Raw genomic sequence first — 12,834 nt, forward strand, 5'->3', positions numbered from 1 at the left:
GGATGGAGCACGCAGTGGCGTGCCTCATCCGGGAGCGTAGGGGTGCTGTTTCCAGATGAACAGAAAGTTTCTTGGTATTTCTCGCAATGTACCGAGTGGGTGAACCGGTGCGAAATTACTCGCCACTCTGTGAGGCGGCGGGGGCAAGGTCGTCAACCACTCGGTTGATGATCGTCCGCGCTGATCGGCCATAGCTGGCAACCGCTGCGAGCGAATTGAAGATGCCGCCGTACAGCCCAAGTTCCCGTGGCTGGGCGAGGTTCAACTCGGCTGAGAACGTCTCGACCATCACTCGGTCGTTGTCGAGCAGCCAGAAGCCGTGGGCAGGTGCGACCACGTATGCCGTCTCGAACCCGATGATGCCGAGCTTCACGTTTGGTAGCGAAGAGAGCGAGACCAGCCGATCAAGCTGCCCGAGCATGATGTCTGGTGGGCATAGCCGGTACCGTAGCGCCGCCTCGGTCAGTACGAAGTGGAACCGCTTGTCGGGCTTGTACAGGACTTCTTGGCGCTGGATGCGAGCGGCTACCGCCTCGTTGATGTCGTTGCGCACCTTGAACACGGTGATGCTTTGGGCGAACCGTGCCCGCGCGTACTCGGCTGTCTGGAGGAGTCCAGGGATGAACGTGGACTCGAACCCCCGGAAGAGCCGCGTCTGAGCATCCAGCGAAGCTATCTCTTGCTGGTGTGGCTTCAAGCCCAGCTTGATCTGCCGTTGCCACTCGGCGTGTTGGATCTCAAGTGTGTGCAGGGAGGCGAGCAGCGCATCCGCTTCACCTTCGCTGCCGGTCGCCCGCGTCCAATTTCGGAGGTCGTCGTCAGTTGGTGCTTGGCGACCGTTCTCAAGCTTGGACACCTTGGAAGGTGGCCACGACAGCGACTCCGCGAGCTGCCGACCGCTCATGCTGGCCTGTTGGCGAAGCTCACGGAGCCGTTTGCCCAGTGCGTCACGGGCTTCGTGGACACTGGTGACGCCGGTCGTTCTATTCGCTGGCAAAGTCGTCCCGCCTGGTGGCGAGATGCCAGGCAGCATCACGCCAGTAGTTGTGTGCCACGACCAGGGCAGGATCTTCGATGAGTTCACCGCCCAGGAAGTTCTCGTCGTCATCAAAGTGCATCCGCACCAGCTTGCGCGAGTCGAACAACCAGTAGTCGTAATCCGGCAGATCAGCCGCGTCGTCCCTCCGCAGGTAACGGATGTCCTCACCTGCGGCGTTGGTGTGCTCCGAGCAGAACACCCCGAAGCGGCTGTAGTCGGTGAGCGGCATCGTCACCACGCGCACGCGCATGAAGCGCCGGCCTTCGGCGGTGGTCTGTCGGATCATGGTCAGCCAGTTCTGAAACCAGTCCAGGTCAACCGGCTCGCCAGCGACGAACTGACGCAGCGCCGCTGACTCGTTGTCCGACTTGTAGTGATCCCGCGTTTCCAGCCGGAAGGCTGTGTGCTCGAAGGTGCGGAAGAGCTTGCTGAACTCGGGGCCGATGATCAGGTTCAGTGCCCTCCCTCCTGCTCCAAGTAGCGGAGGGCGTACATCTTGAGCACGTCTTCCGGGATCTCGATGAGCGTCTCGTGGTCGGGGACGGGGCCGACGTCGGCGAGCGCCTGAGGGTCGGTCACCCTCCATCCCTGCGCAATGTAGGTCTTGCGGTCGGTACGGTCGGTGGCGAACAAGGTAGGCGAGTTGCCTTCCTGAGACTCCGGGTCCTTGCCGAGGAGCTGAGCACGCATGTCGTGTCTCCGTTGCTCGAAATTTGGCGAACCGTGCTCGCACATGGTGGGTCGCGCGCGCTCAGTCGGTCAAGGGCTCCTCATGCGACAGTGATCGCGCTCCGTCGCACTCGGTGTTTTCGGAGAAGGCTGTGCTCCTGTTACCTCCATGGTTGATCATGCAGCCAGGAGATGGCTGTCTGCGGTTCGTCTTCATTAGCGTTGGCGTCCCTGAGGGTCTCGGGTGCGAATGCCTCTCTCGCGAAGCCGGTTCAGCACCGTGGTCGGGTCCACCCCAAACCGCTCACCAATCCGTGCCAACGACTGGCCGGCCTCGTACAGCCGCACCGCCTCGTTGATCTGCTTGGCCGACAGGCCGCGCATCCGCATCTCGACGCCGTGCCGCTTCAAGATCTTGCCTACCGTTTGTCGGCTGATCCCGAACCGATCGCCGAGCTGGTAGACAGTCGCTCCCGCCTTGTATCCGGCGATCAGTGCGTGCACCTGGTCGTCATCCAGCTTTCGCATGCGACCTGGCTTCGGTCGAGGAGAAGACGACGTGTGTGCTGGCGCATCAAGGCTCGGCAACTTGGCCAACAGGCCCTCAAGTTGTCCGACCTGCACCTTTATGTTGTAGTGCCGTCGCCGTGACTCCACCGGGAAAGGCCGGTCCGTCGCAGACGGACCGGCCTTTTTGTGCGCCACGGCCGTTCAGGCCGCCGCGGCCGGCAGCTCGGGCCGCAGGGGCCAGGCCGGATCGACCGACTCCTCCACACCGCTGCGGGCGAACCAGGCCTGCAGGCCACGGGCCTGCGCGGCGTGCCAGACGGCCTGCAGCGTGTGCAGTTCGGCCGCCGACAGCCGCTCGAGCCGCAGCGCGAAACGGCGCCCGACCGCCCGTACGACCTCCAGGGACGCCAGGGCGTCCGCCGCCGCGTCATGGGCGCCCCGAAGCTCCACCTCGTAGTGCGCGCACAGGTCCGTGAGCGTGCGGCGGCCCTTGCGGTAGCGGTCCAGGTACTTGTCCAGGACGCGCGGATCGAGGACGTGCAGCGGCACCGACTCGAACCAGTGGTCCAGCGAGGACGCCCGGTGCCTGCGCAACTCCCGGTCCAGGAGCGTCAGGTCGAAGGGCGCGTTCATCACCACGAGCGGACGTCCCGCCGCGCTCTGCTCGGCCAGCTCCCGGACTATCTCGTCCATCACCGGCGACGGCCAGCGGCCGTTGCGCCGCAGATGGTCGTCGGTCAGCCCGTGCACCGCCGTGGCGCCCTCGGGCACCGGCACACCCGGATTCACCAGCCAGCGACGCACGCGCGGCCGGCTGCCGGGAGCGTCCTGGACGACGACTGCGGCCGACACGATCCGGTCGGTTTCCACGTCGACACCGGTCGTCTCGGTGTCGAACGCTGCCAGAGGCCCTTCGTACCAGCACGTCATACGCACACAACTCCTCGTTCACCCGCGGCAGATGACGCGCCGTCCCCTGCCCCATTTGTGATACCCGCACTGTTTGCGCCGTACGCCGGAAGGAGACAACAGAGGTACGGGTCTTTGCAGTTCAGCGACCCGCCGCGAGGATTTCCCGAATTCGGAAGGCTGTTGACCATGACGCTCGCGCAGCCCGAGCAGGGCGGGCTGCTGCCCCGGCACACGGCACCGCATCGCGGCTCACTGGCCACCACGGCCTGCATGGAGACGCTGCAGGTCGGTTATCTGCACGCGGTCGCCGCCGCCTCGGGCTGTTCCCTGTCCCAGCCCTTTCCGGACAACGGCATCGACTGGCACGTCAGCCACAGCGCCCCCGGGCACACGGTCGACGACGAGGTCACCATCAAGGTCCAGCTCAAGTGCACCTACCAGATCCCGCCGAACCCGGGGCCCGCGTTCTCCTTCACGCTCGACAACGCCCACCTGGAGAAGCTGGCCCGCACCCCGGTCTCGGTGCACAAAATACTGGTCGTGATGCTCGTGCCCAGGTCGCAGGACGACTGGCTGCGCGCCGGCCACGACGGCCTCGACCTGCGGCACTGCTGCTACTGGATCAACCTGGCCGGACACCGGATCACGGGCCGGCACAGGACCACCGTGCGGATACCGACCTCCCGCGTCTTCGACGACCGGGCGCTCTGCGACATCATGACGCGGGTCGGTACGGGAGGCATACCGTGACCCACCGCCCCTCCGGCGAACCCCTGCGCCCGGTCAGGCCCCACCCCGTCGAGCCGGCGGGGCAGTGGGACCGGCCGCCGCGGCCCGACCAGGTCGACCCCGCCGTCCTCGGCGCGCTCCTGCACCGGCACGGCTGGCTGCGCCGCGGCGGAGCACCCGGACGGTACGGCCGCTGGACCCCGCCCGGACCCGGCGGCTCCGGCACCAGCCTGCTCGTGCCGGAGAGCCGGGCGTTCCCCGACAGCGAGGACCTCCTCGGGGAGGCCCTTCTCGCGCTGTTCCGCAGCGGCTCGCCCGCCGCCCGTGACGTCCTGGTCGGCCTCACCGTGCCCAGCGACGAGATCCACTGGTGGCGCGACGTCCCGGCGGGACCCGTCGGGGCCTCGCCGTGGCCCGTCGAGGAACAGCTGCGCACGGCGGCGCGGCAGACCCTGCTCGCGGGCGCCCTCGCCACGCGCGCGCGTGCCGGTTACCACGGCGCCCGCCACCGCAGGTCCGCCGCCGCGTCCCTGGACGAGGTGCTCGTCGGAGCCGCCCCGGGCGGCCGCCGGCTGACCGCCTTCGTGCCGGTCGCCACCGGCCGGCCGCTCGCCGTCCGGCTCCACCACGCGCTGTACGCGGCCCGGGAAGCGGTCGACTACCAGCGCGCGACCGGAAACATGGACGCCTTCGACGGGGCGGTCGAGGCCGGCGTCAGCCATGAGCTGGCCGAGGCGCTGACGGCGCTGGTGCGCGGCACGCAAGGAGCCAGGATCGCCGTCGGGTGGGCGCCCGCCGCCGGGGTCCCCGACGGGTGCGCGACGCCCGCGGAGCCCGTCGAGTTCTCGCCCGGTGACCTGCCCGCGCTCCGCGCGGCGGCGGCCCGCTACCTGCGCGAGGAGCCGTCCGTGTCCGTGCGCGTCACGGGGGCCGTCGTGCGGATGCGCAGGTCGGGGCCGCGCGGCGACGGGACCGTACGGCTGAGGGTCATCGCGGGGGCCGAGGTGCCGCACGTGCGGATGACGCTCGACGAGGAGGCGTACCGGATCGCGGTCCACGCCCATCTGGTCGGGCTGCCGGTGCGGGTGCACGGGCGCCTGGAGAGCCGCGGCGGGTTCCGGCGGCTGACCGGCGCGACCGGGGTGGTCCCCGTGCAGGTGGACGAGGCCGAGCGGGACCGGCTGATGAAGTCGCTGCAGGAGAACCTCGACTTCTTCGAGGAGGCGTGCAGCGGGGACTGAGGCCCCGGGCCGCCTCCGGGCCGTCCCCGGAGCACCCCTGGAGCACCCCTGGACCACCCCCGGGCCGGTCTCCGGGGCCGGGGAGGAACAACCGTTTCGCGAGGGGCACCCCTGGCTCGGTACGATCGCCTGAGTACGACGCGTGCGACAGACGACCGCGCGCGTTCCCTTCAGGCAGGAGAGTCCGGTGTCAGACGTCCGTGTGATCATCCAACGCGATTCCGAGCGGGAAGAGCGCGTGGTGACGACGGGCACTACGGCCGCCGAGCTCTTCCCCGGTGAGCGCACCGTCGTCGCGGCCCGTGTGGCGGGCGAGCTCAAGGACCTCGCGTACGAGGTGAAGGACGGCGAGGAGGTCGAGCCCGTTGAGATCTCCTCCGAGGACGGCCTGAACATCCTGCGCCACTCCACCGCGCACGTGATGGCGCAGGCCGTGCAGGAGCTGTTCCCCGAGGCGAAGCTGGGCATCGGCCCGCCGGTCAAGGACGGCTTCTACTACGACTTCGACGTGGCGCGGCCCTTCACGCCCGAGGACCTCAAGGCCGTCGAGAAGAAGATGCAGGAGATCCAGAAGCGCGGCCAGCGCTTCTCCCGCCGGGTGGTGACCGACGAGGCCGCCCGCGAGGAGCTGGCGGACGAGCCGTACAAGCTGGAGCTCATCGGCATCAAGGGCTCCGCGTCCTCGGACGACGGCGCGGACGTCGAGGTGGGCGGCGGCGAGCTGACCATCTACGACAACCTCGACGCCAAGACCGGTGACCTGTGCTGGAAGGATCTCTGCCGCGGTCCCCACCTGCCCACCACCCGTAACATCCCGGCGTTCAAGCTGATGCGCAACGCCGCCGCGTACTGGCGCGGCAGCGAGAAGAACCCGATGCTCCAGCGCATCTACGGCACCGCGTGGCCCACCAAGGACGAGCTGAAGGCGCACCTCGACTTCCTCGCCGAGGCCGAGAAGCGCGACCACCGCAAGCTCGGCAACGAACTCGACCTGTTCTCGATCCCCGAGCAGATCGGTTCCGGCCTGGCCGTCTTCCACCCCAAGGGCGGCATCATCCGCCGGGTCATGGAGGACTACTCGCGCCGCCGGCACGAGGAGGAGGGGTACGAGTTCGTCTACACCCCGCACGCCACCAAGGGGAAGCTCTTCGAGACCTCGGGCCACCTGGACTGGTACGCCGACGGCATGTACCCGCCCATGCAGCTCGACGAGGGCGTGGACTACTACCTCAAGCCCATGAACTGCCCGATGCACAACCTGATCTTCGACGCGCGCGGCCGCTCCTACCGTGAACTGCCGCTGCGGCTCTTCGAGTTCGGGACCGTGTACCGGTACGAGAAGTCGGGCGTCGTGCACGGCCTGACCCGGGCGCGCGGCTTCACCCAGGACGACGCGCACATCTACTGCACCAAGGAGCAGATGGCGGACGAGCTGGACAGGACGCTCACCTTCGTCCTGAACCTGCTGCGCGACTACGGCCTGACCGACTTCTACCTGGAACTGTCCACCAAGGACCCGGAGAAGTTCGTCGGCTCGGACGAGGTGTGGGAGGAGGCCACCGAGACGCTGCGGCAGGTGGCCGAGAAGCAGGGCATCCCGCTCGTCCCGGACCCGGGCGGCGCCGCCTTCTACGGGCCGAAGATCTCCGTCCAGGTCAAGGACGCGATCGGCCGGACCTGGCAGATGTCGACCGTGCAGCTCGACTTCAACCTGCCGGAGCGCTTCGACCTGGAGTACACCGGTGCCGACGGCTCCAAGCAGCGGCCGGTCATGATCCACCGTGCTCTCTTCGGCTCGATCGAGCGGTTCTTCGCGGTCCTGCTCGAGCACTACGCGGGCGCGTTCCCGGCGTGGCTCGCGCCCGTCCAGGCGGTCGGCATCCCGATCGGTGACGCGCACGTCGACCACCTGCAGAAGTTCGCCGCCGAGGCGAAGAGGAAGGGGCTGCGGGTCGAGGTCGACTCGTCCTCCGACCGCATGCAGAAGAAGATCCGCAACGCGCAGAAGCAGAAGGTGCCCTTCATGGTCATCGCGGGCGACGAGGACATGGCGGCCGGCGCCGTCTCGTTCCGCTACCGCGACGGCTCGCAGGAGAACGGCATCCCGCTCGACGAGGCCATCGCCAAGATCGCGAAGGTCGTCGAGGAGCGGACGCAGGTCTGAGGCCCCACAGGCCGCGGTACGCAGCGGGGAGCCCCCGGGAAGCTCAGCTTCCCGGGGGCTCCCCGCTGCCGCCGCCCTCCTCGCCGGAGAAGACCTGGAGCAGCCAGGCGGAGAACGACCCCGTCACCGCGCCGAGCAGCGCGAGCCCGCAGGCCATCAGCCCCACCGCGATCACCCGTCCGGCGGCGGTCACGGGAGCCACGTCGCCGTACCCCACGGTCGCCAGCGTCGCGCAGGTCCACCACGCCGCGTCGCCGAAGGTACGGATCGTCGCGCCCGGCGCCGTGCGTTCCTGCTGGTACACGGCGAGCGCGCCCGCGAAGCCGAGCAGGGTGACCGCGAGACCCGCGTACGTGATCACGCGCGCGTGCAGGGCGAGCCGCGGCCTGCCCCGCCGGCGCTGCACGGCCTCGTAGACCTTCACGACGCGCAGCGGACGCAGGAGCGGCAGCAGCAGGACGAGCGTGTCCAGCCAGTGCGTCCGGACGAAGCGGGGGCCCTGGCCGCTCAGCCGCCAGCGCACGGTGTAGTCGAGGGCGAACACCGCCCAGGCTCCCAGGACCACCGCCAGGCAGGCGGCCCGCCAGAACTCCGGCAGCCCCTCGGCCAGGACCCGGATCGCGTACGAGGTGAGGAAGAGCGCCGAGGCGACGGCGAGCGGTGCCTCGGTACGCCGTTCCCAGTGTGTCGTGCGGCTGTCGTCGTCCATCGCCTCAGCTTGGCGGGGAGCCCTTCGGCGCGGTACCCGCCGACACGTCGTGAACGGGCGAAGCCATATGCTGCCTCTCATGACGAGTGAGCCGGAGCAGCAGATCGGAGTCGGCACACAGGACGCGTTCCAGCGCCTGTGGACGCCCCACCGGATGGCGTACATCCAGGGTGAGAACAAGCCCACCGGCCCCGAGGCCGGCGACGGCTGCCCCTTCTGCTCGATCCCGGCGCTGTCCGACGAGGACGGGCTCGTCCTCAAACGCGGCGAGCAGGTCTACGCGGTGCTCAACCTGTACCCGTACAACGGCGGGCACCTGATGGTCGTGCCCTACCGGCACGTCGCGGACTACACCGGTCTGACCGCCCCGGAGACGGCCGAGCTCGGTGAACTGACCAAGCAGGCGATGACCGCGCTGCGGACCGCCTCCGGCGCGCACGGCTTCAACATCGGCATGAACCAGGGCTCGGTCGCGGGCGCCGGCATCGCCGCCCACCTCCACCAGCACATCGTGCCCCGCTGGGGCGGCGACACGAACTTCATGCCGGTGGTCGGCCACACCCGGGTGCTGCCGCAGCTCCTCGCCGACACCCGCAAGATGCTCGCGGAGGCCTGGCCCTCGGCCTGAGCCTCCCGCGGCTGTCCACGGGAGGCGGGGCCGGGCCGCGCGGACGTCCGCGCGGCGTGGACGCCTATGCGTCGTAGAGGTCCGCCTTCCTGGGGGAGACGTCCTGGACGGCCGTGCTGAGGTTGGACGAACGGCTGCCGAACCTCTCGGTGTCCACGCCGTTCTCCTTCAGCACACGGATCGCGGCCGCGTGCACCACGCGCAGCACGGGTGTCGCGGCGCGCAGGGCGTCGTCGGCCATGAAGCGGTGCCGCCAGGGCTTGGCCGCCCAGGCGTGCCGCAGGCCGAACGGCTCCGGCAGGATCAGCTTGCCGCCGAGGTGGTCGAGGATCGGCGGGTACCAGGTGAAGGGCGCGCGCACCGCGAGCCGTACGACCTCGTCGGCGTCGATGAGGGGCAGCTTCTGGGTCTTCGTCTCCCAGAACCTGACGGTCTTCGGGACCGTCTTCGTCTTGGCGGCGGGCCCGCTGGTGAACAGCGAGTGCACGGGTCCCAGGGCGTGACCGGTGACCTCGATGCGCAGCGTCTCGTGCAGCACGGTCACGGTGATCAGCATGGTGATGATCAACTGCCCGTCCCAGAGCGTCCACTGCACGCCGAGGTAGTGGCGGTCACCGCTGCCGAACTGCTGCTTGTTGCAGATCTCCTGTATTTTGTGCGTCTTGACCTGGTACGCGTCCACGTCCGTGCCGCCCGGCCGCGAGACCGATCCGGCGTTCTCGTTGATCGGCGTGACCACCCAGTGCTTCACCGAGGGCGCGGGGAAACCGCCGGTGTTGAGCGGCCCCCGCTCCAGCATGCGCAACTGGTCGTGGATCGACCGGATGACGTCCCAGCTGCGGAACCCGTGGATCTCCTTGGTGGGATCGGCCGGCACCAGGTCCTCGGCGAGCTGCCAGCTGCCCCAGCGCGTGCCCATGCCGAGTATTCCCTTGGGGCCCGCGTAGAAGACCGCGTTCGACCGCTGCTCGGCGCTGAGCTTCGCCAGGCCCTGGCGCAGCGCCTCGGCCGCCGTCTCGCCGGGGCTGCCGGGCACCGCCTCGGGGATCTTCGCGCCGATGCCGCCGCCGGCCAGCAGGCTGCTCCAGCGGTCCCGCAGGTCACGGGCGGTGCGCTCGCAGATCTGCTTGGCCCAGACCCAGCCGAGGACAGGCGCGACGATCGCGGCGCGCGCGTACCAGGCCCAGAAGCCGGTGAACGGCATCTTGAGCAGGAAGAGGACGGCCAGCGCGCCCACCCCGACCAGGACGGTGGTGGCGAGGGCGCCGGCCCGCTTGTCCGCGGACTTGGCGACCGACCTGCGGATCGTGAAGACCAGCAGCCACAGCAGCAGACCGGGCAGGAAGATCACACCGGTCAGCACCATCACCGCCGTGAGCCAGCTGTCCCGCTCCTTGCGGATGCGGTTCGCCGCGAGGCAGTGCTCGACGACCACCTGCGGCTCCGTGCCGAAGGACTGGATGAGCGCGGCGCGGTTGCCGCCCAGCATCCGGACCTGCACGGCCCGGGAGAAGGCCTCGCCCAGGTTGGGCTTGAATATCGACGCCCAGGAAAGGCCGGGCGTGACGGTCGACTTGTGCCATTCGCTGTTGGCGTCCAGGATCACCTCGACCGGACTGTCCCGGTACGCGGCGGAGGCCAGCGCGAACGTCGCCGCCGTCTGTCCCGCGGAACCCGAGAGCGGAACCTGTGCCCCGGGCCTGAAATCGAATCCCTCGTCCGCCATGCCGCCCCCATCGCCGCCGTGCCCCGCTCTGCGGCTCTTCCCGACTTCCGTGCTCCGCACACCTGTTGATCAGGTCATCGTCTTGATCAGTTCCCAGAGTATCCGCAGGAACGGACATCCGTCGGCGGACGGACGCAACCGCCCGCCGACCCGGAGGGATCCGGAGAGGACGTCAACTAGGCCTTCCCCTGCGCCTGTTCGCGGATCCGGTCGGTCAATTGCGGTGGCATCGGCTCGTGCCGGGCGTAGACGCGGTGGAAACGCGCGGTGCCGTGCGAGAGGGAACGCAGATCGACCGCGTACCGCCCGATCTCGATCTCGGGCACCTCGGCCCGTACGAGGGTCCGGGCACCGGGCGACTGCTCGGTGCCGATGACCCGGCCGCGCCGCCCCGACAGGTCGCTCATCACGGCCCCCACGTACTCGTCGCCCACCAGGACCGTCACCTCCGCGACCGGTTCCAGGAGATGGATCCTGGCGTCGGCCGCGGCCTCCCGCAGGGCGAGCGCGCCGGCGGTCTGGAACGCGGCATCCGAGGAGTCCACCGAGTGCGCCTTGCCGTCACGCAGCGTGATCCGCACGTCGATGAGCGGGTAGCCGGCGGCCACCCCCCTGGCGGCCTGGGCGCGCACCCCCTTCTCCACGGACGGGATGAACTGCCGGGGCACCGCCCCGCCCACCACCTTGTCGACGAACTCGACGCCGGAGCCGCCGGGCAGCGGCTCCACCTCGATCTCGCAGATCGCGTACTGCCCGTGCCCCCCGGACTGCTTCACATGGCGCCCGCGCCCCGCCGACCTCGCGGCGAACGTCTCCCGCAGGGACACCTTGTGCGGTACGACGTCGACCTGGACGCCGTAGCGGCTGCGCAGCCGCTCCAGGGCGACGTCCGCGTGCGCCTCGCCCAGGCACCACAGGACGACCTGGTGGGTGGCCTGGTTCTGCTCCAGGCGCATCGTCGGGTCCTCGGCGACCAGCCGGCCGAGCCCCTGGGAGAGCTTGTCCTCGTCGGCCTTGCTGTGCGCCTGGACGGCGAGCGGCAGCAGCGGGTCGGGCATCTCCCACGGTTCCATGAGGAGCGGCTCGTCCCTGGCGGAGAGCGTGTCACCGGTCTCGGCGCGGCTCAGCTTGGCCACGCAGGCGAGATCACCGGCGATGGCGTGCGTGAGGGCCCGCTGCTGCTTGCCGAAAGGGGCGGACAGGGCGCCGATGCGTTCGTCCGCCTCGTGCAGGGCACGGCCCTCGTGGCCGCGGTCGGCGAGCCCGTGCCCGGAGACGTGCACGGTCTCGTCGGGGCGCAGCGTCCCGGAGAACACCCGCACCATCGAGACCCGGCCCACATAGGGGTCGGAGGCGGTCTTCACGACCTCGGCGACCAGCGGACCGTCCGGGTCGCAGGCCCCGACCCGGCGCTCCCTGCCGTCCGGGGTGGTGACCGCCGGCGCCGCGCGCTCCAGCGGGGTCGGGAAGCCGCCGGTGATCAGTTCGAGGAGTTCCACCGTGCCGAGCCCTTGACGGGCGCCCTCGGCGGCGGGCGCGGCGGCCAGCACCGGATGGAAGACGCCGCGCGCGACGGCCCGCTCCAGATCCTGCACGAGGGTCGTGAACTCGATCTCCTCGCCGCCCAGATAGCGGTCCATGAGGGTCTCGTCCTCGCTCTCCGAGATGATCCCCTCGATGAGCCGGTTGCGGGCCGCCTCGATGAGCGGCAGCTGCTCGGGGCCCGGCTCGGACTCCTTGCGCTCCCCGGAGGCGTAGTCGAACAGCCGCCGCGAGAGCAGCCCGACCAACCCCGTCACCGAGGTGTGCCCGTCGGGGCCCTGGGGGCCGTGCAGCGGCAGGTAGAGCGGCAGCACGGCGTCGGGGTCGTCGGCGCCGAAGGCCTGCGCGCAGATCCGGGTCATCTCCTCGAAGTCGGCCCGGGCCGACTCCAGGTGCGTCACCACGATGGCCCGGGGCATGCCGACCGCCGCGCACTCCTCCCACACCATCCGGGTGGAGCCGTCCACGCCGTCCGAGGCCGAGACGACGAAGAGGGCCGCGTCCGCCGCCCGCAGACCGGCCCTCAGTTCGCCGACGAAATCGGCGTACCCGGGAGTGTCGAGGACGTTGATCTTGTATCCGTCCCAGTCGAGCGGTACCAGGGAGAGCTGGACCGAACGCTGCTGACGGTGCTCGATCTCGTCGTAGTCGGATATCGTGCCGCCGTCCTCCACGCGGCCCGCCCGGTTCACCGCTCCCGCCGTCAGGGCGAGAGCCTCCACCAGGGTCGTCTTGCCCGATCCGCTGTGGCCGACCAGCACCACATTCCGTACGGACGCGGGGTGGTCGGCCGCCGTAGCCCTGCCGGCGGCTCCGGGACGTGCGTTCGCCTTGTCGCCCATGGACTTGCCTCCCGTACACGGTGAGGTCACTGTGGGCGCGGGCCTGCCGATCCGCGTACGGCGGCTCCGGTGGCGCCCGCGGTGCCATCGAGCTTCGCACCCGGGTCACGGTGCGTCCATACA

12 protein-coding genes are annotated in these 12,834 nt (G+C 69.7%); 4 read left to right on the forward strand and 8 right to left on the reverse strand.

The window, feature by feature from the left end:
- Positions 1 to 115 precede the first annotated feature (115 nt).
- From QFZ75_RS31910 to QFZ75_RS31930, 5 genes are all read right to left on the reverse strand, one after another.
- A complete protein-coding gene (locus tag QFZ75_RS31910) occupies positions 116 to 1,033 on the reverse strand; it encodes a helix-turn-helix transcriptional regulator (RefSeq protein WP_307544926.1) in 918 nt (305 codons plus the stop codon).
- On the reverse strand, positions 984 to 1,496 hold the full coding sequence (locus QFZ75_RS31915; RefSeq protein WP_373466070.1) for a DUF6879 family protein: 513 nt from the start codon (positions 1,494 to 1,496) through the stop codon (positions 984 to 986). The genes QFZ75_RS31910 and QFZ75_RS31915 overlap by 50 nt, the downstream gene beginning before the upstream one ends.
- A complete protein-coding gene (locus tag QFZ75_RS31920) occupies positions 1,493 to 1,729 on the reverse strand; it encodes a hypothetical protein (RefSeq protein WP_307542439.1) in 237 nt (78 codons plus the stop codon). Before QFZ75_RS31920 ends, QFZ75_RS31915 begins: the two co-directional genes overlap by 4 nt.
- 195 nt (positions 1,730 to 1,924) lie before the next feature.
- The gene (locus QFZ75_RS31925) at positions 1,925 to 2,236 is read right to left on the reverse strand and encodes a helix-turn-helix domain-containing protein (protein WP_307542441.1); all 312 of its coding nucleotides are present in this window, start codon (positions 2,234 to 2,236) and stop codon (positions 1,925 to 1,927) included.
- Positions 2,237 to 2,419: 183 nt separating this feature from the next.
- Positions 2,420 to 3,148 carry a 3'-5' exonuclease gene (locus tag QFZ75_RS31930; protein ID WP_307542443.1) on the reverse strand — a complete coding sequence of 243 codons (729 nt, stop codon included), beginning with the start codon at positions 3,146 to 3,148 and terminating at the stop codon, positions 2,420 to 2,422.
- 168 nt (positions 3,149 to 3,316) lie between these two features.
- Here QFZ75_RS31930 and QFZ75_RS31935 point away from each other — a divergent pair, with 168 nt between their 5' ends.
- The 3 genes from QFZ75_RS31935 to thrS all read left to right on the forward strand — a co-directional run bounded on the left by QFZ75_RS31935 (position 3,317) and on the right by thrS (position 7,264).
- Positions 3,317 to 3,880 carry a DUF4365 domain-containing protein gene (locus QFZ75_RS31935; protein WP_307542445.1) on the forward strand — a complete coding sequence of 188 codons (564 nt, stop codon included), beginning with the start codon at positions 3,317 to 3,319 and terminating at the stop codon, positions 3,878 to 3,880.
- Positions 3,877 to 5,100 (forward strand): hypothetical protein, encoded by a 1,224-nt coding sequence (locus QFZ75_RS31940; RefSeq protein ID WP_307542446.1) that lies wholly within the window; start codon positions 3,877 to 3,879, stop codon positions 5,098 to 5,100. The genes QFZ75_RS31935 and QFZ75_RS31940 overlap by 4 nt, the downstream gene beginning before the upstream one ends.
- Before the next feature lie 187 nt (positions 5,101 to 5,287).
- The gene (thrS, locus tag QFZ75_RS31945; RefSeq protein ID WP_307542447.1) at positions 5,288 to 7,264 is read left to right on the forward strand and encodes a threonine--tRNA ligase; all 1,977 of its coding nucleotides are present in this window, start codon (positions 5,288 to 5,290) and stop codon (positions 7,262 to 7,264) included.
- Between the two features lie 43 nt (positions 7,265 to 7,307).
- On the opposite strand, the gene QFZ75_RS31950 is transcribed toward thrS, so the two are convergent.
- Positions 7,308 to 7,973, reverse strand: a complete 666-nt coding sequence (locus QFZ75_RS31950; protein ID WP_307542449.1) for a potassium channel family protein — start codon at positions 7,971 to 7,973, stop codon at positions 7,308 to 7,310.
- Between the two features lie 67 nt (positions 7,974 to 8,040).
- Between QFZ75_RS31950 and QFZ75_RS31955 the strand changes: the two genes are divergently transcribed.
- Entirely contained in the window at positions 8,041 to 8,601 is a 561-nt protein-coding gene (locus QFZ75_RS31955) for an HIT domain-containing protein (protein WP_307542450.1), read from the forward strand.
- Positions 8,602 to 8,665: 64 nt separating this feature from the next.
- Here QFZ75_RS31955 and QFZ75_RS31960 read toward each other — a convergent pair whose 3' ends face one another.
- Positions 8,666 to 10,327: a hypothetical protein gene (locus QFZ75_RS31960; protein ID WP_307542451.1), complete on the reverse strand. Its 1,662-nt coding sequence runs from the start codon at positions 10,325 to 10,327 to the stop codon at positions 8,666 to 8,668.
- Positions 10,328 to 10,503: 176 nt separating this feature from the next.
- Positions 10,504 to 12,711 carry an elongation factor G-like protein EF-G2 gene (locus QFZ75_RS31965; protein WP_307542453.1) on the reverse strand — a complete coding sequence of 736 codons (2,208 nt, stop codon included), beginning with the start codon at positions 12,709 to 12,711 and terminating at the stop codon, positions 10,504 to 10,506.
- Positions 12,712 to 12,834: the final 123 nt, after the last annotated feature.

The organism is Streptomyces sp. V3I8 (assembly GCF_030817535.1).
Lineage (GTDB): Bacteria > Actinomycetota > Actinomycetes > Streptomycetales > Streptomycetaceae > Streptomyces.

Coding starts and splice junctions, on each gene's coding strand:
- QFZ75_RS31910 (WP_307544926.1), bottom strand. CDS start 1,033: ATGCTGCCTGGCATCTCGCCACCAGGCGGGACGACTTTGCCAGCGAAT.
- QFZ75_RS31920 (WP_307542439.1), bottom strand. CDS start 1,729: ATGCGTGCTCAGCTCCTCGGCAAGGACCCGGAGTCTCAGGAAGGCAAC.
- QFZ75_RS31925 (WP_307542441.1), bottom strand. CDS start 2,236: ATGCGAAAGCTGGATGACGACCAGGTGCACGCACTGATCGCCGGATAC.
- QFZ75_RS31930 (WP_307542443.1), bottom strand. CDS start 3,148: ATGACGTGCTGGTACGAAGGGCCTCTGGCAGCGTTCGACACCGAGACG.
- QFZ75_RS31935 (WP_307542445.1), top strand. CDS start 3,317: ATGACGCTCGCGCAGCCCGAGCAGGGCGGGCTGCTGCCCCGGCACACG.
- QFZ75_RS31950 (WP_307542449.1), bottom strand. CDS start 7,973: ATGGACGACGACAGCCGCACGACACACTGGGAACGGCGTACCGAGGCA.
- QFZ75_RS31955 (WP_307542450.1), top strand. CDS start 8,041: ATGCTGCCTCTCATGACGAGTGAGCCGGAGCAGCAGATCGGAGTCGGC.
- QFZ75_RS31960 (WP_307542451.1), bottom strand. CDS start 10,327: ATGGCGGACGAGGGATTCGATTTCAGGCCCGGGGCACAGGTTCCGCTC.
- QFZ75_RS31965 (WP_307542453.1), bottom strand. CDS start 12,711: ATGGGCGACAAGGCGAACGCACGTCCCGGAGCCGCCGGCAGGGCTACG.